At 59.1% G+C, this 25,327-nt stretch carries 19 protein-coding genes and 1 tRNA gene; 1 reads left to right on the top strand and 19 read right to left on the bottom strand.

The genetic code is table 11. From position 1 onward, the window contains the following. Positions 1 to 3: 3 nt before the first annotated feature. The 18 genes from DWW12_RS06475 to DWW12_RS06390 all read right to left on the bottom strand — a co-directional run bounded on the left by DWW12_RS06475 (position 4) and on the right by DWW12_RS06390 (position 23,478). Positions 4 to 2,817 carry a phosphoenolpyruvate carboxylase gene (locus tag DWW12_RS06475; protein WP_369832426.1) on the bottom strand — a complete coding sequence of 938 codons (2,814 nt, stop codon included), beginning with the start codon at positions 2,815 to 2,817 and terminating at the stop codon, positions 4 to 6. 257 nt (positions 2,818 to 3,074) lie between these two features. After that, a complete protein-coding gene (gene hisS, locus DWW12_RS06470; protein WP_117855508.1) occupies positions 3,075 to 4,388 on the bottom strand; it encodes a histidine--tRNA ligase in 1,314 nt (437 codons plus the stop codon). A 171-nt stretch (positions 4,389 to 4,559) separates the two neighbouring features. Next, positions 4,560 to 4,808 (bottom strand): hypothetical protein, encoded by a 249-nt coding sequence (locus tag DWW12_RS06465; RefSeq protein ID WP_199570721.1) that lies wholly within the window; start codon positions 4,806 to 4,808, stop codon positions 4,560 to 4,562. Next, positions 4,786 to 4,968 carry a hypothetical protein gene (locus tag DWW12_RS06460; protein ID WP_089572657.1) on the bottom strand — a complete coding sequence of 61 codons (183 nt, stop codon included), beginning with the start codon at positions 4,966 to 4,968 and terminating at the stop codon, positions 4,786 to 4,788. Before DWW12_RS06460 ends, DWW12_RS06465 begins: the two co-directional genes overlap by 23 nt. Before the next feature lie 123 nt (positions 4,969 to 5,091). After that, positions 5,092 to 6,387 carry a M20 family metallopeptidase gene (locus tag DWW12_RS06455; protein ID WP_117855506.1) on the bottom strand — a complete coding sequence of 432 codons (1,296 nt, stop codon included), beginning with the start codon at positions 6,385 to 6,387 and terminating at the stop codon, positions 5,092 to 5,094. Between the two features lie 116 nt (positions 6,388 to 6,503). Beyond that, positions 6,504 to 7,487 carry a DMT family transporter gene (locus DWW12_RS06450; RefSeq protein WP_117855505.1) on the bottom strand — a complete coding sequence of 328 codons (984 nt, stop codon included), beginning with the start codon at positions 7,485 to 7,487 and terminating at the stop codon, positions 6,504 to 6,506. 333 nt (positions 7,488 to 7,820) lie between these two features. Beyond that, positions 7,821 to 10,010 carry a YhgE/Pip domain-containing protein gene (locus DWW12_RS06445; RefSeq protein ID WP_117855504.1) on the bottom strand — a complete coding sequence of 730 codons (2,190 nt, stop codon included), beginning with the start codon at positions 10,008 to 10,010 and terminating at the stop codon, positions 7,821 to 7,823. After that, positions 10,011 to 12,776 carry a YhgE/Pip domain-containing protein gene (locus DWW12_RS06440; protein ID WP_233544249.1) on the bottom strand — a complete coding sequence of 922 codons (2,766 nt, stop codon included), beginning with the start codon at positions 12,774 to 12,776 and terminating at the stop codon, positions 10,011 to 10,013. It lies immediately after the preceding gene. A gap of 516 nt (positions 12,777 to 13,292) precedes the next feature. Further along, a complete protein-coding gene (htpG, locus tag DWW12_RS06435) occupies positions 13,293 to 15,317 on the bottom strand; it encodes a molecular chaperone HtpG (protein ID WP_117855502.1) in 2,025 nt (674 codons plus the stop codon). Positions 15,318 to 15,519: 202 nt separating this feature from the next. After that, positions 15,520 to 15,975 carry a GNAT family N-acetyltransferase gene (locus DWW12_RS06430; RefSeq protein WP_233544247.1) on the bottom strand — a complete coding sequence of 152 codons (456 nt, stop codon included), beginning with the start codon at positions 15,973 to 15,975 and terminating at the stop codon, positions 15,520 to 15,522. Positions 15,976 to 16,058: 83 nt separating this feature from the next. After that, positions 16,059 to 16,709 carry a tyrosine-protein phosphatase gene (locus tag DWW12_RS06425; protein WP_055250497.1) on the bottom strand — a complete coding sequence of 217 codons (651 nt, stop codon included), beginning with the start codon at positions 16,707 to 16,709 and terminating at the stop codon, positions 16,059 to 16,061. 17 nt (positions 16,710 to 16,726) lie between these two features. After that, positions 16,727 to 17,464 (bottom strand): CpsD/CapB family tyrosine-protein kinase, encoded by a 738-nt coding sequence (locus DWW12_RS06420; protein WP_117855501.1) that lies wholly within the window; start codon positions 17,462 to 17,464, stop codon positions 16,727 to 16,729. A 2-nt stretch (positions 17,465 to 17,466) separates the two neighbouring features. After that, entirely contained in the window at positions 17,467 to 18,123 is a 657-nt protein-coding gene (locus DWW12_RS06415) for a YveK family protein (RefSeq protein WP_055250503.1), read from the bottom strand. Between the two features lie 195 nt (positions 18,124 to 18,318). Beyond that, positions 18,319 to 19,743, bottom strand: coding sequence for a cell wall metabolism sensor histidine kinase WalK (locus tag DWW12_RS06410; RefSeq protein ID WP_117855500.1), 1,425 nt, complete (start codon positions 19,741 to 19,743; stop codon positions 18,319 to 18,321). Positions 19,744 to 19,746: 3 nt separating this feature from the next. Next, complete coding sequence (locus DWW12_RS06405; protein ID WP_089572665.1) at positions 19,747 to 20,475, bottom strand: response regulator transcription factor; 729 nt, start codon at positions 20,473 to 20,475, stop codon at positions 19,747 to 19,749. Positions 20,476 to 20,539: 64 nt separating this feature from the next. Beyond that, positions 20,540 to 21,415: a phosphate ABC transporter ATP-binding protein PstB gene (gene pstB, locus DWW12_RS06400; RefSeq protein WP_199569972.1), complete on the bottom strand. Its 876-nt coding sequence runs from the start codon at positions 21,413 to 21,415 to the stop codon at positions 20,540 to 20,542. 103 nt (positions 21,416 to 21,518) lie between these two features. Further along, a complete protein-coding gene (locus DWW12_RS06395) occupies positions 21,519 to 22,757 on the bottom strand; it encodes a sensor histidine kinase KdpD (protein ID WP_117776642.1) in 1,239 nt (412 codons plus the stop codon). Between the two features lie 25 nt (positions 22,758 to 22,782). Further along, positions 22,783 to 23,478 carry a response regulator transcription factor gene (locus DWW12_RS06390; RefSeq protein WP_117855499.1) on the bottom strand — a complete coding sequence of 232 codons (696 nt, stop codon included), beginning with the start codon at positions 23,476 to 23,478 and terminating at the stop codon, positions 22,783 to 22,785. Positions 23,479 to 23,675: 197 nt separating this feature from the next. Here DWW12_RS06390 and DWW12_RS06385 point away from each other — a divergent pair, with 197 nt between their 5' ends. Next, the gene (locus tag DWW12_RS06385) at positions 23,676 to 25,016 is read left to right on the top strand and encodes a D-alanyl-D-alanine carboxypeptidase family protein (RefSeq protein WP_158564420.1); all 1,341 of its coding nucleotides are present in this window, start codon (positions 23,676 to 23,678) and stop codon (positions 25,014 to 25,016) included. A gap of 130 nt (positions 25,017 to 25,146) precedes the next feature. Here DWW12_RS06385 and DWW12_RS06380 read toward each other — a convergent pair. Beyond that, positions 25,147 to 25,237: transfer RNA gene (locus DWW12_RS06380), tRNA-Ser, on the bottom strand. Between the last annotated feature and the right edge of the window lie 90 nt (positions 25,238 to 25,327).

The following is a 25,327-nucleotide window of genomic DNA, read 5'->3' as shown; positions in this document are numbered from 1 at the left end:
CGATTACCCCGTGTTCTGCAATCCTGCCGAGACGCCGGTCACAGTCGAAAGAATCAGGCTCATGTACTCGGCCTTCTTCTCCTCGGCCATCTCGTCCTGGTTCATACGCACCTCGCGAAGGGCGCGGACCTGGGCGATGGACAGGGCGTCGACGTAGGGGTTGCGCACGCGGACAGCGCAGCCAAGCACGCGGCGGCGCTGTAGCGGCCACTCGTCACCGACGATGGCAAGGACCCACTTACGGGTGAGCTGCATCTCGGTGAAGACCTTCTCGGACAGATCCTGGCGATCGCCCAGGTGCAGATACATCTTGGCGATGCGCTGGTCGGTCTTAGCGATCGACATCTCGATGTTGTCGATAAAGGTGCGGAAGAACGGCCACTCCTGGTAGGCAGCCTTGAGCTGATCAAGGTCGCCAAGCTGCTCGCAGGCAGTACCCAGGCCGTACCAAGCGGCCAGATTGATGCGCGCCTGGCTCCAGCTGAAGATCCACGGAATGGTACGCAGGTCGTCGAGCGACTTGGCGCCCAGGCCGCGCTTGGCGGGACGCGAGCCGATCGGCAGCAGACCGACCTCGGTCAGCGGCGTCACGGTCGAGAACCACGGTGTAAAGTCCTCGGTGTTCAGCAGGTCCAGATAGCGCTCATGGCTTACTGCGTTGAGCTTCTCCGCCATATCCCAGAACTTCTGCGTGGTCTCGGTGTTGGTCTTCTCGACACTCGGGGCCGACTGCAAAAGCGTTGCGGCGGCAACGGACTCAACATGGCGCTGTGCCAGCGTGCGGTTGCCGTAACGGGCAAAGATGACCTCGCCCTGCTCGGTGAGCTTAAAGAAACAGTTGACCGAGCCCTTGGGCTGCGCCAGCACGGCCTTGTTGGCCGGGCCGCCGCCACGGCCCACGGCACCGCCGCGACCGTGCATGAGCACCAGGTCGATATCGTTCTTCTCGGCCCACTTGGCGATGCGCTCCTGCGCGGAGTGCAGCGCGAGCATGGCCGTGGTAGGACCGGCGTCCTTGGAGGAGTCGGAATAGCCCAGCATGACCTCCATGCGGCGGTTGGTCTGGGCAAGGCGCTTTTGCACCACGGGCAGCGTAAGCATCTGGTCGAGCACGTCGACGCAGCCCTCGAGGTCCTCGAGCTGCTCGAACAGCGGGATCACGTCGAGCTCGGGGACATCCTCTTCGTGTGCAAAGGACAGGTGGGCCAGCTCAAAGACGTCGGCCACATGCTGGGCACTCTTGGTGAACGAAATGATGTAGCGGTGCGCCATCTTCTTGCCGTAACGCTTTTGGATGGAGCCGATAGCGCGGAAGGTGTCGATGACCTCGCGCGTCATGGGCTGCAGGTCGCCATGGATACCGTTCTCGTGGATATCCTTGAGGGCGCGGGCATGCACCACGGAGTGCTGACGGAACTCCATCTCGACCATATGGAAGCCGAAGGACTCGACCTGCCAGATGATGGTCTGGACCGGGCCGTAGGCGGCACGGACGGCACCGCAGGCAGCCAGCGAGCGCTGGACGACGCGCAGGTCATCCAGGAACTCATCGGCGCTGTGATACATGGTGTCGGTGATACGGCGCACGGTGGCGTTGAGTCGGTCTGCCATGACGAGCATGACGGCGCGATGCGGCTCGTGCTCGGAGATCAGCTCGGCGCGGGCCGTGTACCGAGGGCTCATCTCGACCTGATGGTTCCACAGGTTGATGAGTTCAGCAGAAGGCTTGCTGTAGGTGGCCTCGAGCGTGAGGTTCCGGCCGATGCGGCGGCACTTGTCCTCGAGCTTGAGCACCATATGGGTGAAGTACTTGGCGGCGACCTCACGGCTCACCTTGGCGGTGACGTTGGGGTTACCGTCGCGGTCGGAACCGATCCAGCTGCCGGGATGGAAGAACGCCGGGCACAGCGGCGGCACGGTACCGGCCTTGTCGCCCAGTACCCAGTCGTCAAAGCGACGATAGATGACGGGGATGACGTCGAACAGCGTGTTATCGAAGATGTCGATGATGGTATCGGCTTCCTCGACCGGCGTGGGCTTCTTGAGCGCGATGGGGCTCGTACGCACCAGGGCGTCGATCTCCTGCAGCATATGGCGCTCGTTCTCCACCAGGTCGGAGCCGCCCAGACGCGGACGCTCCTCCAGCAGATTGGAGATACGGCGAATCTTGCCCTCGACGGCCTTGCGACGGGCCTCGGTGGGATGCGCGGTAAAGACAGGGTGGAACTCGAGCTTGCCGAGCAGCTCGTTGGCGCCCTCGACACCCATCTCGTTTACCAACTGGTGATAGGCGACGGTGAGCTCGTTGGCGGGATCGACCTCGGTATCGGTCGATGCGCCGGCCTCGCGCTCGCGCAGCTGCGCCACACGGTAGTTCTCCTCCGACAGGTTTGCCAGGTGGAAGAAGCTCGTAAAGGCGCGAACGATGACCTGCTGCTTATCGAGCGGCAGACTGTCGATCAGATCGACGACCTCACGGAATGCCACGGCGGTGGGCTCGTCGGCGGTGGGCACGCCCTGCTCGTCGACGGCCTCGTCGGCAGCGCGGGTACCGGGGTTGCCGGCATTGGCCACAATCTCGGCCGACAGGATCTTGTCGAACAGGTCCGCGATCTCAGGATCATACTCGCTAAGCACACGACGCTCCAGGCGCAAGAACAGCGCCAGATTGTCGCGCAGCTCCTCGGGGATCTCGATCTCGGCGAGACGCTCCCTGGACTCGGCATTCGAGCCGATTCGGTTAACGAGGCGGTTGACCACGGCAGCGACGCGCGCCGCGGCTTCGGGTACAGACTGGTTGCTTAGGTTCTCAGCCACGTTTCCTCCCATTCCTCCTTCTATGCACGTAACATGCGGTATTCATTATAGGCACTCGGCAAAAACTTTCGGCGCTGATTGCGCTTTACCACACAAAAGTATTTTCTGCATTGCAAGAGTTTTTGCCCTAAATGGTCGTATTTCTCGGTGGGCGGCATACGTAAACGGGGGCATTCCGCATAAAAGCGAAACACCCCCGTAACAATCGCTCTCCATGAGCGGGGCACGTTAGCAGGCCCGCAGCTCAAAAAGATGCGCTACAGGCGCTCGCGAACCGCCTCGACGACGTTGGGCAGATCGATGAGAACCTCGTCATGGCTCTCCATGTCGCGTACCTTGACCTTGCCGACGGCAAGCTCGTCGCCACCCAGGACCAGGATGAGCTTAGCGCCCACCTTATCGGCCTGCTTAAACTGGGCCTTGAGCGAACGGCCCTGATAGTCGGCCTCGGTCACGATCCCTGCGGCGCGAAGCTGCTGCGTAATGGCAAAGACGTTCTGGCGCAGCTCCTTGCCGGCGTTGGCGACGTAGACGCACGGGGCCTCCTCGGCACCCAAGTCGTTACCAAAGGCCTGCAGGGCCAGCAGGGCGCGCTCAAAACCGACAGCGAAGCCGACGCCCGCCGTGGGCTTGCCACCCTCGAGCTCGACCAAGCCGTCATAGCGACCGCCGCCACCGATGGAGCCGACGCCGGCGCCGGGAGCCTCGACCTCAAAGACGGTACGGGTGTAGTAGTCCAAGCCACGCACCAAGGTGGGATCCTCGACATACTCGATACCCGCCGCATCCAAATAGCGCTTGACCTGCTCGTAGTGCTCGCGGCACTCATCGCACAGGTTGTCGCCCATCAGCGGTGCGTCGGCCATGATTTCGCGGCAGTGGTCGTTCTTGCAGTCGAAGGCACGCAGCGGGTTGAGCTCGGCGCGCTCGCGGCACTCGTCACACATCTCGTCAGCGTGATCGAGGATAAACTGCTTGACCTGCTCGCGGTAAGCCGGACGGCACTGAGCGTCGCCCATCGAGTTAATGAGCAGACGGAGCTTGGAAAGATCGAAGCCCAGGCGCTTGTAAAACTCCATGAGCATGATGATGCACTCGGCGTCTGCCGCCGGATCGGGAGCGCCGAGCCACTCGATACCCACCTGGTGGAACTGACGCAGGCGGCCCTTCTGGGGACGCTCGCCGCGGAACATGGCCTCGGCGTAGTAAGCCTTAAACGGCGTGGAGCCCTGGGGCACCAGGTTGTTCTCCACGACTGCGCGCACCACACCGGCCGTGCCCTCGGGACGAAGCGCCAGGCGCTGCTTGGGCTTGAGTTTTGTGTCGGTGCCCTCGGTAAAGACGCGCTCCAGGTTGGCGCCGCTAAAGACGCGGAACATCTCCTTGCGCACGACGTCGGTCGACTGGCCGATGCCGTGGACAAAGACGTCCACCTGCTCTATCGCGGGCGTCTCGATGGGTTTAAAACCAAACGGCTCGAACACGCCGGCAGCGATCTGCTGCATCTTTTGCCAAGCGCGCATCTCGGCGCCGATAAGGTCGCGGGTTCCCTCCGCCTTCTGTGCCTGCATGGGCAAACACCTTTCTTTTGTATCGCGTCATAGGTAGTGGACATTATACGGCACAAACACAAACAGCGGCGGCGCGTCTGACCGAACGAGGGTATGGGGACTCGTTCGGCCAGACACGCCGCCGCGGTAGCCACGGACGAAGCGGACAAGCGGCAATGCGCTTTGGCCTATCTACTCCCCCGCCACGCTCACGCGCAGCTTGGCAGCGATGGGTTCGGACGCCAACAGGAACACGAGCATAACCACGGAGCACACCAGGCACACGATCCAGGTGCTCGCAAAGGAGCCCGTAGCGTCGAACAGCACACCCGAGACGATAGCGCCCACGGTGCCACCGACCATCTCGAGCGAGGTAATGGTGCCCGTGACCTTACCCAGGTCGGCCATGCCAAACTGCTTAGACGCAGCGATCGTGGGCATTGGAGATGTTGTACTGCGCAAGGGAAATGCCCAAGTCGCTGACGATCAACGGCTGGAACAGGCTCATGCAGTTGACGAAAATCGTGTAGCACGTGGCCATGATCACGAAGCCAGAGGCCACCACGAGCCAGCCGGGGAAGAACTTACGCTGCTGGGACATACTGCTCCTTATTTAACAAACGAATAGCCGGCGCCGGGCGCCGGTAGTGCCCAAGATTGCCTTGAAAGACAAGGGCATAGGCCTTACGGCCATGCCCGCAGGCTTGAAAGGCAAGGTTGGGTGCTACCGGTGGTCGGCGATATAGCCCAAAGCGACGGCGGTATAGGCCGCGGCACCGAGCGGCAGTTCTGCATCGTTAAAGCGCGCCTTGGGATGATGCTGAGCAAAATGCTCGTCCGTATCAGTCACGGCAGCGCCCACGGTAAAGTACGCACTCGGGATCTCGCTCGAGATCAACGCGAAGTCCTCGCTCGCCATGGCGTGGAACAGCGGCAGGAAGGCGGACTTGGGCAGCACCGCGCCCACGTAGCCAAGCGACGCCTGCGTCATATCGTCATCGAGTACGAGCGGGGGAACATCCGAGAGCGTCTCAATAGTCGCCGGCGTACGATAGGTCGTGGCAACGCCTTTGACGACCTCCGCGATGCGGGCCTTGAGGTGCTCCATGAGCTCGACATCGAAGCCACGCAGCGTTCCCTCGAGCACACAAGTATCAGGGATGACATTTGCGGCCTGACCGCCGGCGAACTTGCCAACGGTAAGCGCGACCTCCTTGGCCGCCGGCACTTCGCGAGCGATAAGCTCCTGAAGTGCCAGATGCACGTGCACACCCGCCGTAATGGGGTCGATGCAGATCTCGGGGCTCGAGCCATGACCGCCCTTGCCCTGCAGCGTGATGCGGAAACCGTACACGCCCGAGAGCGCCGGACTGCCGTAAAGCACCAGGCCAAGCGGCGACTGGCTATTGACATGCATGGCAAAGGCGACCTGAGGGCGCGGGTTCTGCAGCAGACCGTCGGCGATGGCGGCGCGGGCACCCTCAAAGGTTTCCTCGCCCGGCTGGAACAGCAGCTTAACCGTGGCGTTGGCATCAACAAGCTCAGTCTCGCGCGCTTTGAGCATACGAGCCGCGCCAAGCAGCGCCGTCGCGTGCATATCGTGACCGCAAGCGTGCATGCAGCCGTTGGTGGATGCAAAGGGCTCGCCGGATTCCTCGGCAACGGGCAGGGCGTCCATGTCGCCACGAAGCATGATGACCGTACCAGCCTGCTCATTCGTGCAGACGCCATTGCCTTGGGCCGCGGCGGCACCGGCGCCGACAAGGCCCACGACGCAGGAACCATCAACGAGCGTGGCAAATGGGATGTCCATCTCGGTCAGGCGCGCTTGGATATACGCAGAGGTCTGTGGGAGGCTATTACCCAGCTCGGGCATCTGGTGGAGATCGTGTCGCCACGCAGCGAGCTCGTCTGCAAAAGCCTGAGCTTCTGCAACAAGACCGTCACCGATAGCGGTCTGCGCCGCGGCGGTGGCCTTGGGCGCTGATTGCGGTTGAAGATCGGACTGAGCTGGTGCCATAAATGCCCTCCAGTAGCGTTTTTGCAGTAAGCACTTTGATAGCGTAAAGTGCAAGGTACAACTTTAAAGGCGAGGCATAAAAAACGCCGCCCCAGGAGGGCGGCGCAACAAGTTGTTTACAATTGCGGGCGAGATTTTCGGCGCAAGAAATCGAAATGCGTCTCGCTCAAGATAATCGACAAAAAGATGAGCGCAAAGCCGGCAAGCAGGCGCGAGGTGAGCGCCTCCCCCATCAGCAGCACCGAGAACAGCACACCCGAGGGGGACTCCATCGAAAGGAGCAGCGAGCCCGTCGAGGCCGGGACGTGCGCCAATCCAACGTTTTGGACGAGCAGTGCCACGCACGTACAGCCCACCGAGAGAAAGGCCGCCACGCCGACAAAGCTCGGCGTCCACACGGACAGAGGCGCCTGAGTCTCGAATAGCAGCGACGTGATTAAGCTCAAAACGCCATTGCCCACAAACATCCAAAACGTGATGACGTTGATATCCATCTTGCGGCCATACTTGGCGGTCACCGCCATCTGGATAGCAAAGAAGACCGCGCCGCCCAGCGTGATGGCATCTCCAGCATTGAACTCGACGCTATCGAGTGCCACCAGGCCAATGCCCGCCAGGCACAGCAATGCAGCGCCCAAGTTGTAACGGGTAAGCCTTTCTCCGCTCAGGACATAGCTCGCAAACGGCACGAGGATGCAATAGGTACCCGTCAAAAACGCGCTCTTGCCCGCCGTGGTCTGTGCCAGGCCAATCGTCTGCAAACCGTACGCGCCCCACATAAGTGCGCCCATACCAAGCCCGACGATAAGGTTGCGAACATTAAAGTGTGCGATGATGCGTTTGCGGAAGATGGCGAACATAACCAGCGAAGCCGGGAGAAAGCGAACGTAGACCAGCTCGAACACCGGAATGGTGTCGAGTGCGTCCTTCATAGTGGTAAAGGAGTAGCCCCAGATAATCGCCACCGAAAGCAGTAGAACTTTCCAGAACAACGGCGAGCGTGCGCCGGCACCCCGGGGAATACCACCCGCGCCCAAATCCTCACGGGCTACAGGGCTATCGGGCATGTTTTCGATTTCGTTGGCAGCGTATTGGGCCATGGAACATCCTCGCGCTCAATCTGGGCGTGGTGTCCGCACGCGCGTGACCGCATGCCGCCTCATGGTCAAATAAAAACGGGGCGCACCGGACCCCCGGTACGCCCCGCTACTGTAGCAACAACCAAGTAACCCACGCAATTCACTACGCTAAAGCGTCGGTACAGAAAACCTCGATGTTCCGGCAACGTCAGCGAAAACGCCCCTAAGCGAGCAAGGTGACGTGAAATGGAAGGGCGCTGACCTTCTGGTCGCGCCCTTGAAATTGAACGTCAGATTGCCGCTTAGGGACGTTTGCAGCGTCGAGCCGTTACGCGGTTTGGTAAAACCGCGTAACTAAATAAGCTTTGTTGACTCCAGCTTTTCGATAATCCAGTCGTTGGCTTTGATGACCGGGCGGCGGAAGACGACGCCCAGTGCCAGCGACGGAATCAGATAGCTCGCCAGAATGCCAAGTTCAACCCAGTACTCCATATGGTAGGCGCCAGCCATGGCGGCATGCATGGCGTTGATGCCGTGAGTGAACGGCAGGAACGGATAGATCGCCTGGAACACAGGGCCGGTCATCTCGATGGGGAACGTACCGCCCGAACCGCCGACCTGCATAACCAACAGCACAACGGCGAGCGCCTTACCGATATCACCAAACGACACGGTGAGCGTGTAGACGATATTGGAGAACACGAGACTCGCGACCCAGCCGGCAAGTACAAACTGCAGCGGGTTGTCGCATTGGATGCCAAAGAACAGGATGTCACCCGCGCACACGAGTGTCGCCTGCAGCAGGGCCAGACCTCCAAAGAACAGGTAGCGGCCCAGGTAGATCTCGTGCAGGCGCACGGGGATCAGCTCGTTGATGAGCTCATCGTCAACCGAGACCTTCATCATGGCCGCCAGTACAATCGAGCCCACCCACAGCGACAGAATCGTGTAGAACGGTGCCATGGCCGAACCGTAGTTGCGGATCGGATAGACCGGCTTGCGGTCGAGCGCGACGGGGCCGGAAAGCGACACGGCGAGGCCCTCAGGGTCGTTGCCAATCATCGTCTTGATCGTGGCAAGGTCGTCCGACATCAGGGCGCCATCGAGCTCGTCCTTAAAGGCGCTGATCTTATCGGACGCTTCACCTAGCTGATCGGAAGCCTTGTTGACCAGCTTGGCGGCCTTGGAGAGGCCCTTAGCCAACGAGCCGGATGCATCGGTGAGGCCGCTCACGGCACTATCCAGATTGCTCGAAATATCGTTCAGCGAATCCAAAACGCCCGAGATGGTCTTCTTGAGCTCCTTTGCCTTGACCGAGAACGTGGAGTCGTAGTCGGACTTAGCGCCCGAGATGCCCGCCTTGGCATCGGCGATGGCCTGGTCGACCTCGGCACGCGTGCTGTTGACCTCTGCCATGCTGTCGGAAAGGGACTTTGCGGTTGCCCTCAGGTCGTTGGCATTGTTACGATACTCCGTCGCGATCCTGCCCAGCGATGTAGCCACAGACTTGAGGCTGTCCTGGAGCTTTTCGTCACTCACCTGATCGGCAAAGCTGCGGAGCTGGTCGGCCGTGTCGTCGATTTCCTTGGCGCGCGATTCGAGTTCCGACGCGGCTTCGTTGAGCTGGGTCACCGTAACGTTGACATGCTGGTTTGCGGCGTCGAAAGCCTTCGCGAGCTCGGCGGACACGTTGTCAAACGAGCCCGCACTTCCGTCAATCGCGGCGTTGATGGCGTCGTTGGCGGCCTTGAGTGCTTCCTTGGAATCACTAATGCCGCTCTCGGCGTGCTCCATCAACTGCTTGGTAGATTCATCGACCTTACCCGTCTGCTGGAGCATACCGCTCGCCGACGTCAACGAATCGGAGGTCGAGCTCAAAATGCCCGCCAGCGAAGTCGCGTTGGCTTGAACGTCCTGCAGGTCCTCGACCGAATCGCCCAGTGTCGAGGACAGGTTGGCGATAAAGCTGCTGACCTGATCGGTGCTCATGTAATCGAGCAGGCTGGACACGGTCTTAAGGCCGATGGTCGTGATGGTCTTGGTAAAGGTCTCATTCACCTGGCTCTGGACGGCGCTCGAACCCTTTTCGGTCACGATCTGGGCGATGGCGTTAGCCTTCTGGTTTTCGTAGAACTCGATGTCGGCGTGCTTCACGTTGGTCGAGAAAAGCGTCATCATGTCGGCGCTAAACGTCTTGGGGATAACGACGGCGGCATAGTATGTGCCCGACTTAACGCCCTCAATCGCCTTATCGCGGTCGTTGAGGACAACCCAGTCAAAGTTCTCGTTACCGCGCAGGGTCGCCGTCACGTTTTCGCCCACGTTGATCTCGACGGGAATCAGGTCGCTCTCGTAGCCCTCATCGGTGTTGACCACTGCAATCTTAAGGTTGCCGGTATTGCCGTACGGATCCCAGCTGCCGGCGATGTTAAACCACGCGTACAGGCACGGCACGATAATGAGGCCCATCACGACGACCATGCCGATCACGGAGCGAGACACGTTTTGGACATCACGCTTAAACAGGTGCAGGATGTTCTTCATTTATGCCTCACCTCCTTTAGAGTGCTTGCCAAGCAGGGTGGTATCTCCATCATTTGTAGCTGTGCTGTCGCTGCCCTGAGATTTACGATGCGCACCAATATGCGGCAGACGGCTCGTGGGCTGTTCGCTGTCCTTGGTGCCCCGCTCGCTGGCGTTGAGACCAAACATGCGACGGGCGGCAGGGATGGCAGCCGTGTGCTCGCGCATCTCGCGGCGCAAGTCCTCGTCCGAAAGCGCCGAGATGCGCATCTGGGTGTTGAGGCTTGCACGGATGTACTCGATGTTGATGAGCCAGCCGCAGATGGCAATGACCGAGATAATCCAGATAACGAGCAGGATGATCTTGCCGTTATTGTCGATATCGAGCACCGTCGAAAGCACAAAGAGCAGAACCTGCACGCCTACCACGGCGGCAAAACCGCCCTTGATGTAGTACGGGTAGCGATGCTCAAAGGCGACCGCATGATCGAGCAGTTCGCGACGGTACGAATCGGAATCGAGCATGACGCGCATGGCCGTACGCAGCGAATAACGTTGGCGCGGCAGGTCGTTGGACTCGCAGATCATGAGGCCCGTCGTGGAAAGCTGCTTATCAAAGAGCAGATTGAGGTTGAGCAGCAACGGGCGCAGCTGCAGACCGATAAAGAGCGCGATGATAAGGAACACGCCCAGGATGCACAGGTTGAACAGGTAGTTGAACGAATACATGCCACCGACGGTCTCGCGCAGCAGGTTGATGCCATAGGTGAAGGGCAGCAGCGGATGCAGCCATTGGAAGAAGCCGGGCATCATCTCGATGGGATACATGCCCGACGAGCCGGGGATCTGCACAATGACGAGGATGACGCCAATGGCTTTACCGATATGCTTAAAGGTGGTGGACAGCGCATAGATGATATTGACGTAGGTGAACGAGATAGCGATGCCGCCCAGCACAAAGAGCAGCGGATTGACGCACTGAACGCCAATGACTAGGTCGCCTACCGTAACGATGATGGCCTGGAACGCGCCCAGGATCACCAGTAGCAGCCAGCGGCCAAAGTAGCCCTGACGCGCCGTAAAGCTACCGATGCCCTCGCGGTCGACCTCGAGTTTGTAGATAGCGATGAGCACATAGCCGCCTACCCACAGCGCCAGATTGGTGTAGAAGGGCGCGATGCCCGAGCCAAAGCTCTTGACCGGATAGATCGACTTGGACGTCAGCTCAACCGGAGATGCCATGAAATCTGCGACGTCATTGACGTCGACGCCCACCAGATCAGCCAGCTCGCCCATGGACTCGGAAGTCTGCAGGGCCGCGATGTCGTTGGCGGCGGTTGCGAGCCTGTCCTGGACCTTGGCAAGGGAGGCGTCGGTTTGGGACAGCGTGGTCTTTGCCTGCTTGAGCGTGGCGCCGAGCTGCGCCAGCGTGCCGCGCGCGCTCGCTATCGTGGGGGTCATACCCGATACAATGCCGGTCAAATCGCCCGAAACGGCGGCAAAGGAGTCAAGCGCGCTCGAAGCCTTCGGAAGTGCGTTCTGACCCAGATCGGTCTGAGCCTGACCGAGGTTAGCCGTACCGGTCTGAATTGCCGCGTTGAGTGCGTTGCTCGCGTTCGAGACGGCCGTGGCGTCATTTGCCATGGCGCTCGACTGCGCGGACAGACTGTTCTTGATACTCTGCAGCTGGTCGTTCTGCTTCTTGAGCGTATCGATCGTCGAGGCGATCAGTGCGTCGATCCGATCCGATCCCGTCGAGGTATCGCCGGCAAGAATCTGCAGGTGGCCGATAACTGCGGTGTTGTGATCGATCGTTGCCTGGAGAGACTCGAGCGAGTTGTCGATGCGGGTGGTCGTAGATGTGACCGTGCCCGTCAGCTTGCCGATGGCAGCGTTCGCGGAGGCCGATGTCTTGGTTAGCGCAAGGCTGCCTTCCGAGAGCGCCTTGGAGAGCGAGGTGATGGACTTGCCAGCCGTGGTACGAGCTTCGCCCAGCAGATCATTACCCTGAGCGATTGCCTGCGTTAGCGAAGGCGCCTGTCCCTGCAGGCCCGCCAACGCAGCATCGGCCGAAGCAATCGAGCTGCTCGTCTTGTCGATGGCGGTGTTCATGTCGCCGATGGAATCACGCACTTCGCCCAGGGTATCAGACGCCTCGGACACCGAGCCCGCCAGCGAATCCTGGGTCTGGGTTGCCTTGTCTTTAAGATCGATGCCAGCATCTTTGGCAATGCCCGCGACGGTCTCGCCCACCGTGGAGACAAACTCCGAGTTGATCTGCTCCTCGATGGTGTTGGCACCGGTATCGGTGACCTTGGGCGCAATGGCGCTCTTCTTCTCATTGACGTAATAGGTGAGCTTCGGCTGATGGTAATTGCCATCGAGCATCGAGACAAGATTGTCGGAGAAGTTCTTGGGGATTACGATCGCCGCGTAGTATTCCCCGCTCTCGACGCCCTCTTTGGCATCGGCAGCCGAGTCGACGAAGGTCCAGCCCAGCTGATCGTTTTCCTTGAGCTGGTCGACCACCTTATCGCCTGCATTGAGCTCGCCCACCAAGTCATTCTGGGTGCCCTGATCGTTGTTGGCGATGGCGATTTTAATGCCCTGGGTATTTCCGTACGGATCCCAGTTGGCAACGATGTTGTACCAGGCATACAGCGAGGGAATGACGCACACGCCCAAGGTAACCACCAGGGCGACGGGGTTCATAAGCAGTCGCTTAATGTCGCGCTTAAATATCGCAAAGGAGACCTTTGCGTTGGATAGTTTGCTGCCGAGACTCACGCTTGGACCATCCATCCTGTCGTTGAATCAAATCGTACTATCAAAAACCATTGTACGTAGGCGCTTTAGCGTCTCGAAGCACAATGGTATTGAGTTTTGCGGGTAGCAATATACTACGAAGATTAGTTAACGTACAGTTGTACAGTATCTCAAATTTCAGCAGGTCACAAAACCACAACCCGCACAAATTAGCAATCCGAATAGTCATCGGGGACGTTCTTAAATGACTAGTCAAACAAGAACGTCCCCGATGACTACTTAGGGCCACGAAAGCGTCGCAGGTTGAGCATAAGTCAGCGAAAACGCCCCTGAGCGAGCAAGGTGACGTGAAAGAGGAGGGAAGCGTACTTTGGTACGCGACCGACGATTGAACGTCAGATTGCCGCTTAGGGGCGTTTGCAGCGTCGACCGGTCCGTCGTTCGTTAGAACGACGGAACCAATAGGTTCGTTAGAACGGCGGAACGAAGGGCAGCGTCGAGTAGTTACGCGGTTCGTAGAACCGCGTAACTACCAAACTACATAAGCTCGCAGACAGCTGCTGCGAAGGCAACGGGGTCCTCGGGGAGGATGCCCTCGACCAGCAGGGCCTGATCGTAGAGCAAGCCGGAGTACTGCTTGATCTTATCGGCGTCGCCTGCCTTCTGGGCAGCGACAAGCTTGTCAAAGACCGGGTGCTTGGCGTTGAGCTCGAGCACGCGCTGGCTCTTGGGCATGCCGTTGGGCGCGCCCTCGGGCCCCTTCTGGAGCACCTTCTCCATCTCGAGCGAAAGCGGACCCTCGGTGGTGATGCAAGCGGGGGCATCGGTCAGGCGCGCGGAGACGGCAACTTTCTCGACCTTGTCACCGAGCGCCTCCTTCATAGCGCTAAAGAGGTCCTCGTTTTCCTTGGTGGCGTCCTCGGCCTCCTTCTTCTCGTCCTCGGTCGCCAGATCAAGATCGCCAGTCGCGACGTTCTTGAGCTCCAGGTGACGATCCTCGACCTCGGGCTCGGCACCGTCGGCAACGGCCTTCTCGGCAGCCTCGCGGGCGGCGTCGTCTTCGTAGATCTTAGGCATATCGGCGGCAACGTACTCACGCATAGCCTGGAACGTAAACTCATCCACATCCTGCGTCAGCAACAGCACGTCATAGCCGCGCTCGAGCACGCCCTTTACCACGGGCATCTTGGCCAAGCGCTCACGCGAGTCGCCGGCGGCGTAGTAGATGGCCTTCTGATCCTCGGGCATGCCCTTGGCATACTCGGCCAGGGTAATCATCTTCTGCTCCTTGGCAGACCAGAACAGTAGCAGGTCGGCGAGCTCATCGGCCTTCATGCCATAGCTCGAGTAGATGCCGTACTTAAGGCCGCGGCCAAAGTTCTCAAAGAACTTCTCGTAGGCCTCGCGGTCGTTGTCGCGCATGTCCTCAAGATCGGCAGTGATCTTCTTCTCGACACGCTTGGCAATGGCCTTGAGCTGACGGTTCTGTTGCAGCGTCTCACGCGAAATATTGAGCGTCACGTCGGCAGAGTCCACGACACCGCGCACAAAGTTGTAGTAGTCGGGCAGCAAGTCGTCGCACTTCTCCATAATCAGCACGTTGGAACTGTAGAGCGCCAGGCCCTTCTCGTAGTCCTTGCTGTACAGGTCGAACGGGGCGCGACCCGGCACAAACAGCAGCGCATCGTACTCAAGCGTACCCTCGGCATGGAAGCTGATAGTGCGCGCGGGATCGTCAAAGTCGTGGAACGTGGACTTGTAGAACTCGTTGTAATCCTTCTGCTCAACGTCGGAGCTGCGCTTTTTCCAAATCGGCGTCATGGAGTTGATGGTCTCGAGCTCCTGGTAGTCCTCGTACTCGGGCTTGTAGTCGTCGCCGGCGTCCTCGGGCTTGGGTTTCTGGCGGCTCTTGCTCACCATCATCTGAATCGGGTAGCGCACATAGTTGCTGTACTGCTGAATCAGGCTCTTGAGGCCCCACTCGGTCAGGAAGCGATCGTAGGTCTCGGCCTCGCCGTCGGCGTCGAGCTTCTCGTTCTCGCGCAGCGTCAGGATGACATCGGTGCCGTGCTCGGCGCGCTCGCCGTCTTCGATGGTGTAACCCTCAAGACCATCAGACTCCCACACGTGAGCGGCGTCCTCGCCATAGGCGCGGCTGACAACCTTTACGTGGCTGGCAACCATAAAGGCAGAGTAGAAGCCCACGCCAAACTGACCGATGATGTCGACATCGGAACCCTGCTGCTCGGCGTTCTCAGTCTTAAACTCCTCGGAGCCGGAATGGGCGATGGTGCCCAGATTGCGCTCGAGCTCCTCGGCGGTCATGCCGATACCGTTATCCGAAATGGTGATGGTACGGGCATCTTTATCAAAGGAAACACGGATGGCCAGGTCGCCCTGGTCGAGCTTGACACTCGGATCCTGCAGGCTCTTAAAGTTGAGCTTGTCGACGGCATCGCTCGCGTTGGAGATAAGCTCGCGCAGGAAGATTTCCTTATTGGTGTAGATGGAGTTGATCATGAGGTCGAGCAGTTTTTTGCTCTCGGTCTTAAATTGACGCATGTGCAGTCCTTTCGCGCTACCCCCGTCCGCAAAAACGGCCCGGTTGCCCGAGCCGCATTGCAGACCTGCTATGTTCAGACTTAGATTTTATAACCCATTAGCGCGCATATATACATACGGAATCGAAAAACTGTATGTCCAAACGCTCTGATGCACCAATTGCCAAGGAGTGTCCCCGACTGCCGGCAGGAAAGGAACGTCCCTATCTGCCATCTACGCGCTTGGCCATCCAAACATGGGGCTGGCCCTCGTCTTCGTAGTCCACCGGGGCAATCTGCGTGTAACCCGCCTTGGCATAGAGTGGTAGCACGTATTCCTGCGCGTGCAGCTTAATGAGCTTGGAGCCGGCATCACGCGCGCACGTATCACTGGCCTCGACAATCTTGCTCGCCAAACCGCGACGGCGCATGCTCGGCAGCACGGCCACGCGCCCCATAATGTAGGTCTCCCCCGCCGCGACGCCTTCGTCCAAGTCGCACGCCGGCAAAACTGGGGCTTCGGCATCTGCCGCGTACTCCAGTTCCTCGGGAAACACGCGCGAGCAGCCGGCAAGCTCGCCGTCTACATAGAGTGTCACATGAATGCAGTTCGGATCCTCGTCGATAGCGTCGAACTCATTCTCGTAGCCCTGCTCGTCCATAAAAACGACGCGGCGCACCAACGCCGCGTCGTCAAAGCATCCGTCTTAAGTTGGATATCCATAGCTGCCCTTTCATTCAACGCGAACGTTAGGGACAGATTTTAGCGAAAATGAGCTCCGCGCACGCTAAACTTCGCGCGAGCCTTCGCCAGACAGTCGTAATGACCCACGTTATGGGCATCGCTCGCGATGAAGCTGTACAGGTTCTGATCGAACAGGCGCTGTGCCGGCTTTTTCTCGCGACCAAAGCGACCGCCGGCAATAAAGTCCGCCGAAGCCTGCAGCTTGCAGCCCATATCGACCAGGCGCTCCGCCACGCTTACATCCTTTTGAACCGCACGATAGCGCTCAGGATGAGCGATGATCACCTGATAGCCACGGCACTGCAAATCGTAAATCGTGTTCTCGTACTCTCTAAACGCATACGCATCGGCATGCGTCGAAAGCTCGAGCAGAAACTCGTTGGTCCCATCGAAATGCAAGTGATCCGCGGCATCGATACCAAGCTCAACGAGCTTTCGATGGTTGACCTCGAAGCCCATCTGGAGCGGAAAACCGTCAGCGTTATCGCGCAGCAGCTCAAAGGCATCCCACATCTTGTCGTAATCAAAATAGGGATCACGGCAGTGAGGAGTGCAAACGATTCTGGTTACACCGGCCCGCTTGGCAGCCTCGAGCATCGCCAAGCTCTCTTCGAGATCGGCGGCGCCGTCGTCTACACCCGGCAAGATATGGCAATGAATGTCACGCATAGGTCAGCCTTAATCAACTAAACGTTTGCTCGGTTGGTGAAGATGCCCTTTTTGGAAGTGCCCTGATCGTCGGAGCCCTTCTTAACCTTCTTACCGTCCTTGGTGTAGTAAGAATAATAGTACTCGCTGGTCTCGGTCTCACAGTAATTCATGACGGTACCGATGAGCTTGACCTTCTCGGACTTCTTAAGCTGGGCGATAGCGTTGAGTGCCTCTTCGCGCTTGGTAAAGTCCTCGCGCACCACGAACAGCGCGCCGTCGGTCAGGCTGGCAATCTCGGCAGCATCGATGAAGGTGCCGACCGGAGGAGCATCGAAGATGACGTACTGGAACTTAGCAGACAGTGCCTTGACCAGCTTGGCAAAGCGATGGGAGACGATGATGTCGGCAGGATTGGGAATATGCGGCTCGGCATCGAGGAAGTAGAAATTCTTCTGACCTGTCTCGACAATCGCCTGGTCGATAGAAACCTGCTCGGACAGGACTGCATAGAGTCCGCCGCGGGAGCGGACGCCGAGCATATCGGCAAGGGACCTGCGACGCATATCAGCCCCGACCAGCAGGACACTCTTGCCGCTCGTGGCGATTGCCTGAGCAAGATTAATGGAAACCGTAGACTTGCCCTCGTTGGGAATCGAGGAGGTAACGGTGATGGTGCGAATGGGGTCGTCCACGCTCGCAAAGCGGATGTTGGCCAGAAGGGTCTTGGCGGCATTCTGCACAACGAGCTTATCGGTGTTCTTTGCCTTAGCCATGCCTATTTACCACCTTTCATAGCCGGAATTCGGCCAACAACGGGAATACCCAGGAGCTCTTCTGCCTCTTCGGCACCGCGGATGCGGGTATTGAGCATGTCTGCCAAAACGACATAGGCAACTGCGATAAAGATACCGGCGAGGAACGCGACGGCAATATACAGCGTGCGCTTGGGGCCGCTGGGGGCTTCGGGGGTCTTAGCCTCGTCGATAACGTTGATGCTCTGGGCAGCGCCGACGTTCTGAGCGACCGTACTCACCGAGCTGGCAATGGCCTTTGCGACCTCAGCCGTCTCCTTGGCATCGGTGCCGGTAACCGAAAGCGTAATGACACGCGTGGTGGTCTCGGAGGAAACAGACACCTTGTAGTCATCCAAATCGGTGAGGCCCAGTTCTTTGGCGGCGCCGCTCTTAACGCTATCGCTATCCAGCAGCGTGGCGATATCGTTGGAAAGCATCTGGCTCGCCGAGAGATCGTTGTAGCTCATCTGACCGCTATCGTCGGTCTTGGCGAGAATGTACATGCTCGTCGTCGCGGTATAGGTGTTGTCCATCGCAACGAAGGACACGATGCCCATGGCGATCGCGCAGACCACCGGAAGGGTGATGACCAGCTTGAGGTGCTTCTTCAGCAGCTGGAACAGTTCGAGAAGGGTCATGCAGCTTGCCTTTCATTTCCCCAGTTCGGATTGACAAAACTGTCCGTATGTTATCGCATCTTTTTACCGAGACCAAACTCTATACATAAGAAACAGGCTCTCCTGTAAAAATGTCGGAAGCAATCGTAAAATTGCACAACAACGCCGCACCCGAAAGTCAAATGCGGCGTCTACATCAATATCTGTGTTGTATCGCTATGCGAATGGCTCGTCCTGCTGTATGGGAAACGTCACCGTAATGGTGGTTCCCACGCCCAACTCGCTCGACAGATCAAGCGTGGCGTGATGATACAGGGCCGCATGCTTGACAATGGCAAGCCCCAGGCCGGTTCCGCCGCGTGCCTTGGACCTACTCTTGTCCACGCGATAGAACCGCTCAAATACCTTGCCCTGTTCTTCAGGCGCGATACCGATTCCCGTGTCGGCGACAGCGAGGAACGGATGGCCTTCGTCGTTGGTGCCGCACTGCAGCGTAACCGTACCGCCGGGCCGATTGTAGCGGATGGCGTTGCTTGCCAGATTATAGATGAGCTCGTCGACCAAGCGCGACACGCCTTCGATGACCACAGGCTTGGTCTCATGACTTATCGTCACATTCGCCTGACGGGCAACCTGTTCAAGACGCTGCTCAACCGCGTAGATCGCACGCGAGAGCTCAATAGGCTCCGTGGACCCAATGGGCACTGCCTCGCCTTCAGTTGCACGTTCGGCCTCGTCCAAGTTAGACAGCGTAAGGATGTCGTTGACAAGCGCTGCCAAGCGGCCCGCCTCACGATAGATGCGACCGCCAAAGTTGCGCAGGTCGTCCTCGCCCTCGACCATGCCATTTGCGATGAGCTCGGCATAGCCCGAAATCGCCGTAAGCGGCGTCTTGAGCTCATGGGTGATATTCGCCGTGAACTCGCGGCGCATACGGTCGTTGTCCGCTAGCACCGCCATTTGGCGCTTGAGTTCCTGGCGCTGCGACTCGATGCGCTCAAGCATGGGGACCATCTCGGCATAGGCGTGCTCATAGCTACGGCGTGGGTGATCCAAATCCACCTCTTGCAACGGCGCGATGATGGCACGGGACTCACGGCGCGCCATAAAAAACGAGAGTACTGCACCCGCTGCTGCGATAAGCAGCATCGGCGCCAGCATCGACAGCAAAATCGCCGCAACGCCAGGCTGGGCCTGCGCCAAGCGAACGACCTGGCCGTTATCAAGGGTGACGGCGCGATACAGCATAATCTCGTCGAGTGTAGAGCTTGCGCGCTCCGCGGAACCCAAACCACTCTCAAAGGCCTCGATGACCTCGGGGCGATCGCCATGGTTGGGCAGTGTGGAAGGCGACGCCTCGTTGTCGTAGGCAACAGATCCGTCCTTATTGATCAGCGTGATACGAAGATCCTCGCGATCGAGGCTTCGCAAGAACGGAATGGGCTCCTGCTGCTCGTCGAGGGCGGCAGCAATGAGCTCAGTTTCCTGCGCCAGATTGGCACTCGTGGCATCCGCCAAAGTGTTTTGCACAAAGAACGCACCCAGCACCGTAAACGCCACGATAACCGCCATGGCGCAGACAAAGATCGTCACAAAAACGCGGTGCGACAGCGTATGTTTTCCCTGGGGGGCGAAGACCACGGGTTACTCCTCCGATGCGGTGGCCGCGGTGTCGTCGCCTTCGGCACCATCACCGGCAGAAGGCTCGGCCAGGCGATAACCCACGCCGCGCACGGTCTCGATGGCGCTGGCATGCTCGCCCAGTTTTTGGCGAAGCGTCTGCACGTGCACGTCAACGGTGCGCGAACCGCCGTCGAAGTCCCAGCCCCACACGCTCTGCAGCAACGACTCGCGGGTAAAGACCACGCCGGGCTTGCGCATGAGGTACTCGAGCAGGTCGAACTCGCGCAGGGTGAGCTTAAGCGGCTCGCCGGCAACGGTCACCTCGCGATGGCTGGGCGAGAGCACGATGTCGCCCACGCTGAGCACATCGCTCGCCTGCTTGACCATGCCGCCGCGACGCAGCAGTGCGCGGCAGCGGCTCGCAAGCTCCATGAGCGAAAACGGCTTAGTCAGGTAATCGTCGGCACCGCCATCGAGCGCCATCACCTTGTCGAGTTCGGTGTCCTTGGCGGTAAGCATCATGATGGGCACCGTCGCCGTCAGGCGATCGGCACGCAGGCGACGCATAATCGCCAAGCCATCGGTGTCGGGCAGCATGATATCGAGCAGCACAGCATCGGGCACCCGTCGTGCCACGGCAGCTTTAAACTCGCCATCACACGAAAAGCCCTCGGCCTCGATTCCCTGCTTGCGCAGCGCGTAGACTGTCAAATCCCTGATGTTGTCATCGTCCTCGACGTAATAGATCATGTTGAACCCCTTTGCGGCCGATATGACCGCATCTTAACCCTAAAGGCACCTGTAAAAGACAGCGTCAGCCAAAACGCCCCGTCAAATAATCCGCGGTGCGCGGATCGGACGGATTCTTGAAGAGTTGCGCGGTGGGCGCGTGCTCCACCAGCTCACCCAGCAAAAAGAACGCAACCGAATCGGAAATACGCGCGGCCTGCTGCATGTTGTGCGTCACGACCACCAGCGTGCAGGTCTCCTTGAGCTCGCAGGCCAGCTGCTCCACCACCAACGTCGACACAGGGTCGAGTGCCGAGGTCGGCTCGTCCATCAGCAGAATGTCGGGCTGCACGGCAAGTGCGCGGGCGATGCACAGGCGCTGCTGCTGTCCACCCGAAAGACCCAGGCCTGACTCTTTGAGCTTGTCCTTGACCTCGTCCCACAGGGCAGCGCGACGCAGGGAGTCCTCGACCAGCTCATCGAGCACGGCGCGGTCGCGCACACCCATACCGCGAGGACCGTAGGCGACGTTGTCGTAGATGCTCATGGGAAATGGGTTGGGGCGTTGGAACACCATGCCCACGCGCTGGCGCAAACGGCAGATGTCGCAATCGCCCAGGATATCTTGACCATCGAGCGCAATCTTGCCCTCGATGCGGCAATCCTTGATGCCGTCGTTCATGCGGTTAAAGCAGCGCAGCAACGTGGACTTTCCGCAGCCCGAAGGCCCGATGAACGAGGTGATCTGCTTGTCGCGGATCTTGATATTCACGTCCTTGAGCGCATGGTGGTCGCCATAGAACAGGTCGATGCCCTCGACGTCGATGCGCGTCGGCGAGGCGGCAAGACCCTCTGCCGTGGGGCGAGTCGCATCCCCAACCTCGCGCTCATGCGCGGCCTCGGCCTGCGCTTCCATGAGTTCTTCAAGCTCCGTGGGCTCCACAGCCGCAGCAGCCGTCATACCGCACACCTCCATATCGATATCAATTCAGCAGTATCGATAGTAGGAATCGCGGCTCATACGCACGTGAGCACATTGTCAAGTGTTTGTAAGGGCACGCTAGCTATGCGGCGGGCAGCTCGATGGTGAATATCGTGTGTTCGGGCGTCGATTCACATGCAACGGTACCGCCGTGTGCCGCGATGATCTCCTTGGCAATAGCAAGGCCCAAACCGGCACCACCGCGATTGGTCGCACGCGCCGCATCCAGGCGATAGAACTTCTCAAAGATTACCTTGAGCTTAGCCGCAGGGATAGGATCGCCCTGATTGATAAAGCGCACGCGCACGCCACCATCGTCTTGGCGCCTGGCCTCAATCGTGATGGTCGAGCCCTCGTAGCTATAGGCGACGGCGTTTTTCATGATGTTGTTGAACACGCGGGCCATCTTGTCGCCATCCACGAGCACCGTCAGGTCCTCGCGAATATCAACTTGGGCTTCCTTATGCTGCTCGTTGAGGATGGGATAGAACTCGTCAGCCACCTGAGCCAGCAGCAACCCCAGATCAACATAGCCGCGCGTGAGCACGATATCGTGGAAGTCAAAGCGCGTGATATCGAAGAACTCCTCGATGAGCGCATCGAGCCGGTGCGCCTTGTCGAGTGCCACGCCCGTAAAGCGCGCACGTTGCTCAACCGGCAGCTCAGGAGCCTCTTGCAGCAGCGAAAGATAGCCCACCACACTGGCAAGCGGGGTGCGTAGGTCATGTGCCAAGTACGTGACCAAATCGTCCTTGCGATGCGACTCGTCACGCAGAGCTTGCTGCACCTTGCGCTCACGGTCACGCACGCGGTTAAGGGCGCCCTCGACCTCCAAGAAGTCGCCGTCGATGTTATCCCAGGTGTCGGGGTGATCGATCAGGCGATCTTGAATACGAGCGGCCAGCACACAATCGGCATGCTGCTCGCCCTGCTCGTAGCCATGGTAGTACAGGGCGCGGCCGCAAAAGAACAGAACGCACACGGCAAGCGCCAGCACAAAGCCAAGCATGTTGAATACAAAGCCGGCATCGAACAGCACCGGCCCTTCGATGCCGCCGAGCGCCATGGCGCCAATCGCCAACGTCATGGCCCACGCGGCACCGCCAATCACCACGCAACGGCGTACGATTTCAAATCGATCGATCAGCAAAAAGCCGACAAGCAGCACCGCTAAGACTCCGGCGATGTTGTCGATGCCAATCAGCAGCAGGCTCAGCAAAAAGAGCAGCACCGTCGCAAGCGCGCGGTTGTCGACGACTGCCCGTACGTATTCAAAGAGTCGATCGGGCACCTCGAATGCCTGCCTATCGTCTTTTGTCATATCCACTTCCCCACCATCAAAGGCGCTATTCGATTATGTAGCCGACGCCCCAGACGTTTTTGATAAAGCGCGGCTTTTGAGCGTCGTCGCCAATCTTTTCGCGCAGGTGGCGAATGTGCACCATCACCGTATTGTTGGAGCCGGGCATAAAATCCTCGTTCCACACCGCGCGGAACAGATCCTCCACGGCTACCACGCTGCCGCGATGCTCAACCAGATACAGCAAGATGGAATACTCGATGGGCGTGAGGCGTACCGGTGCACCGTCCACCGTTACGGAACGAGCATCGCGGTTGATCTCCAGGCCGTCGAGCTGGATGGTCGGCGACTCGGCCGCCTGCGAGCGGCTACCGTAGCTGGTGTAGCGGCGAAGCTGAGCGTGCACGCGCGCGATGAGCTCCAGCGGACGGAACGGCTTAACCACGTAATCGTCCGCGCCAAGCGAAAGGCCCTCGATCTTGTCTTGCTGGGCATCGCGCGCCGTCAGCATGATCACAGGATAGGTATGGCTGAAACGGATCGTACGCAGTAGCTCAAAGCCATCGATATCGGGCAGCATGACATCCAACAGTGCCAGATCGAACTCCTGCTCCAGGATTGCCTTGGCAGCATCGGCCCCGCTATAGGCGACCTGTACGTCAAAGCCTTCTTTTGTAAGGTAGATACCAACCAAGTCGGCGATGGCCTTTTCGTCATCAACTACCAAAATGCGCTCGTTCATGCGTGCTCCTCTCGCGCTCCATTATGCCCGAGGGGGCGCATGCCACACACAACAAGCGTGGGTGATTAAGTCGGCCTTAAGCACCCTTGTGCCCGTTCGGGCGCGGATGTGGGCCACGCACGCACGCGATGATCGCCGACACCGGCAAACGATATACTCTAGTTCCAGAAGAGACCATCCCGTCGAAAGCGAAATCTGTGAAGTCCCTCACCTCTTTTGCAAAGCGCTCAGCTCAGCTTGCCGCCGGCTTTGTCTGCGCTATCGCCCTTGCCGCTGGCGTGCCCACCGTCGCCGGCGCCCAAGTACTCACGACCGACAATGTTTGCGGCAAAACCGCCGATGCGCGCGGCATCACGGCCGAAAATCTGCCCGATATCGATGCGACCAATGCGCTCGTCATGGGCAAAGACGGCACCGTCTACTATGGGCGCGGCGCCGATGAGCAGGTTAAAATCGCCTCGATCACCAAGGTCATGACCGCAATCCTAACCGTCGAGAATTGCAAGATGGACGAGAAGGTCACGGTGAGCAACGCCGCAGCCACCGTGGGTAATTCGACCGCCGGCTTGCTCGAAGGTGACGAGCTTACCGTGGAGCAGGCACTGCGCGGCCTGATGATTCCCTCGGGCAACGACGCCGCCGTCGTGCTCGCCGAATATGTGGGCAAGAAGATCGACCCTAAGACCAAAGACGCCGAGGCAACCTTTGTGAAGGCCATGAACGAGCGCGCTAGGAAGCTCGGCTGCACCGGTACGCTTTTTGAAAACCCGCATGGTCTGGACTTTGATGAGTGGGCTGGCGATATGCACTCAACCGCACACGACGTAGCGCTGATGATGCAGGAGGCCATGAAAAACAACACGATCCGCGAGGTCGTAGCGAGCGAGGATTCCTGGATCGAGGTCACGGGCGCCGACGGCACCGACCATTCGCATTCCATGGACACGCATAACTATTTGCTGGGCCAAGATGGCAACATCGGTGGCAAGACCGGCACCACCGACGACGCGGGCTATTGCTTTACGAGCGCCTACAACCGCGACGGCGACGAGATCTACACCGTCGTTTTGAACTCCACCACCACCGACCAGCGCTTTACCGATACCGCAACCCTTGCCAATTGGTACTACGGTCACAAGGTGACAGTCGCAATCGCCAACACACAGGAAAAGACCGCCAACGGCAACCCGCTTATGGCGCGCATTGGTCAAACCGACTGGACGGATAAGACGATCGACGCCACACTCGCCGATCCTACGGCGCAAGCGACCGTGTTTTCCCTTGCCGGCGAGGTGACCGAAAAGGTTAGCTACGACGATCTTTCGGGCACGGTGCATGTGGGCGACAAGGTGGGCAGCGTCACGCTCAAGCAGGACGGCACCAAGATCGCCGTCATGGACCTAGTTGCCGACGAGGAGGGCGCAGGGCCGAATCCCATTGAATGGCTACTCGTGAAGCTCGATCGCTTGGGCCGTCGCATCGACAACCGCCCACTCACGGCAGAAAGCGAGACCGTCGCCAAGGCGCCCGAGGTGTAGGGCGCAAGAATAATAAGCCCACTGAAAGGAGGCGTCCGAAAGGATGCCTCCTTTTTTGAGGTTCGAATCCCCAGCCGCCATTCTTGATAATAAAAAGGGCCCCAAATGGGACCCTTCCTTAAATTCGTACTGGCGGAGAGCTGGGGATTCGAACCCCAGATGCCCTTTTGGGGCATACTCGCTTAGCAGGCGAGCACCTTCGGCCTCTCGGTCAGCTCTCCGTAACAGCCATTCTATAGTAACCAAACAGCCAAGGATGGGCAAGAGGAAATTTTCTAATTGCCTAGCAGCCTTTCCTTCTTGAAAGCTTC

This window comes from Collinsella sp. AF14-35 (assembly GCF_003464565.1).
GTDB lineage: Bacteria > Actinomycetota > Coriobacteriia > Coriobacteriales > Coriobacteriaceae > Collinsella.
Note: the sequence above shows the minus strand (reverse complement) of the source record. Positions and strands in the feature narration are given on the sequence as shown.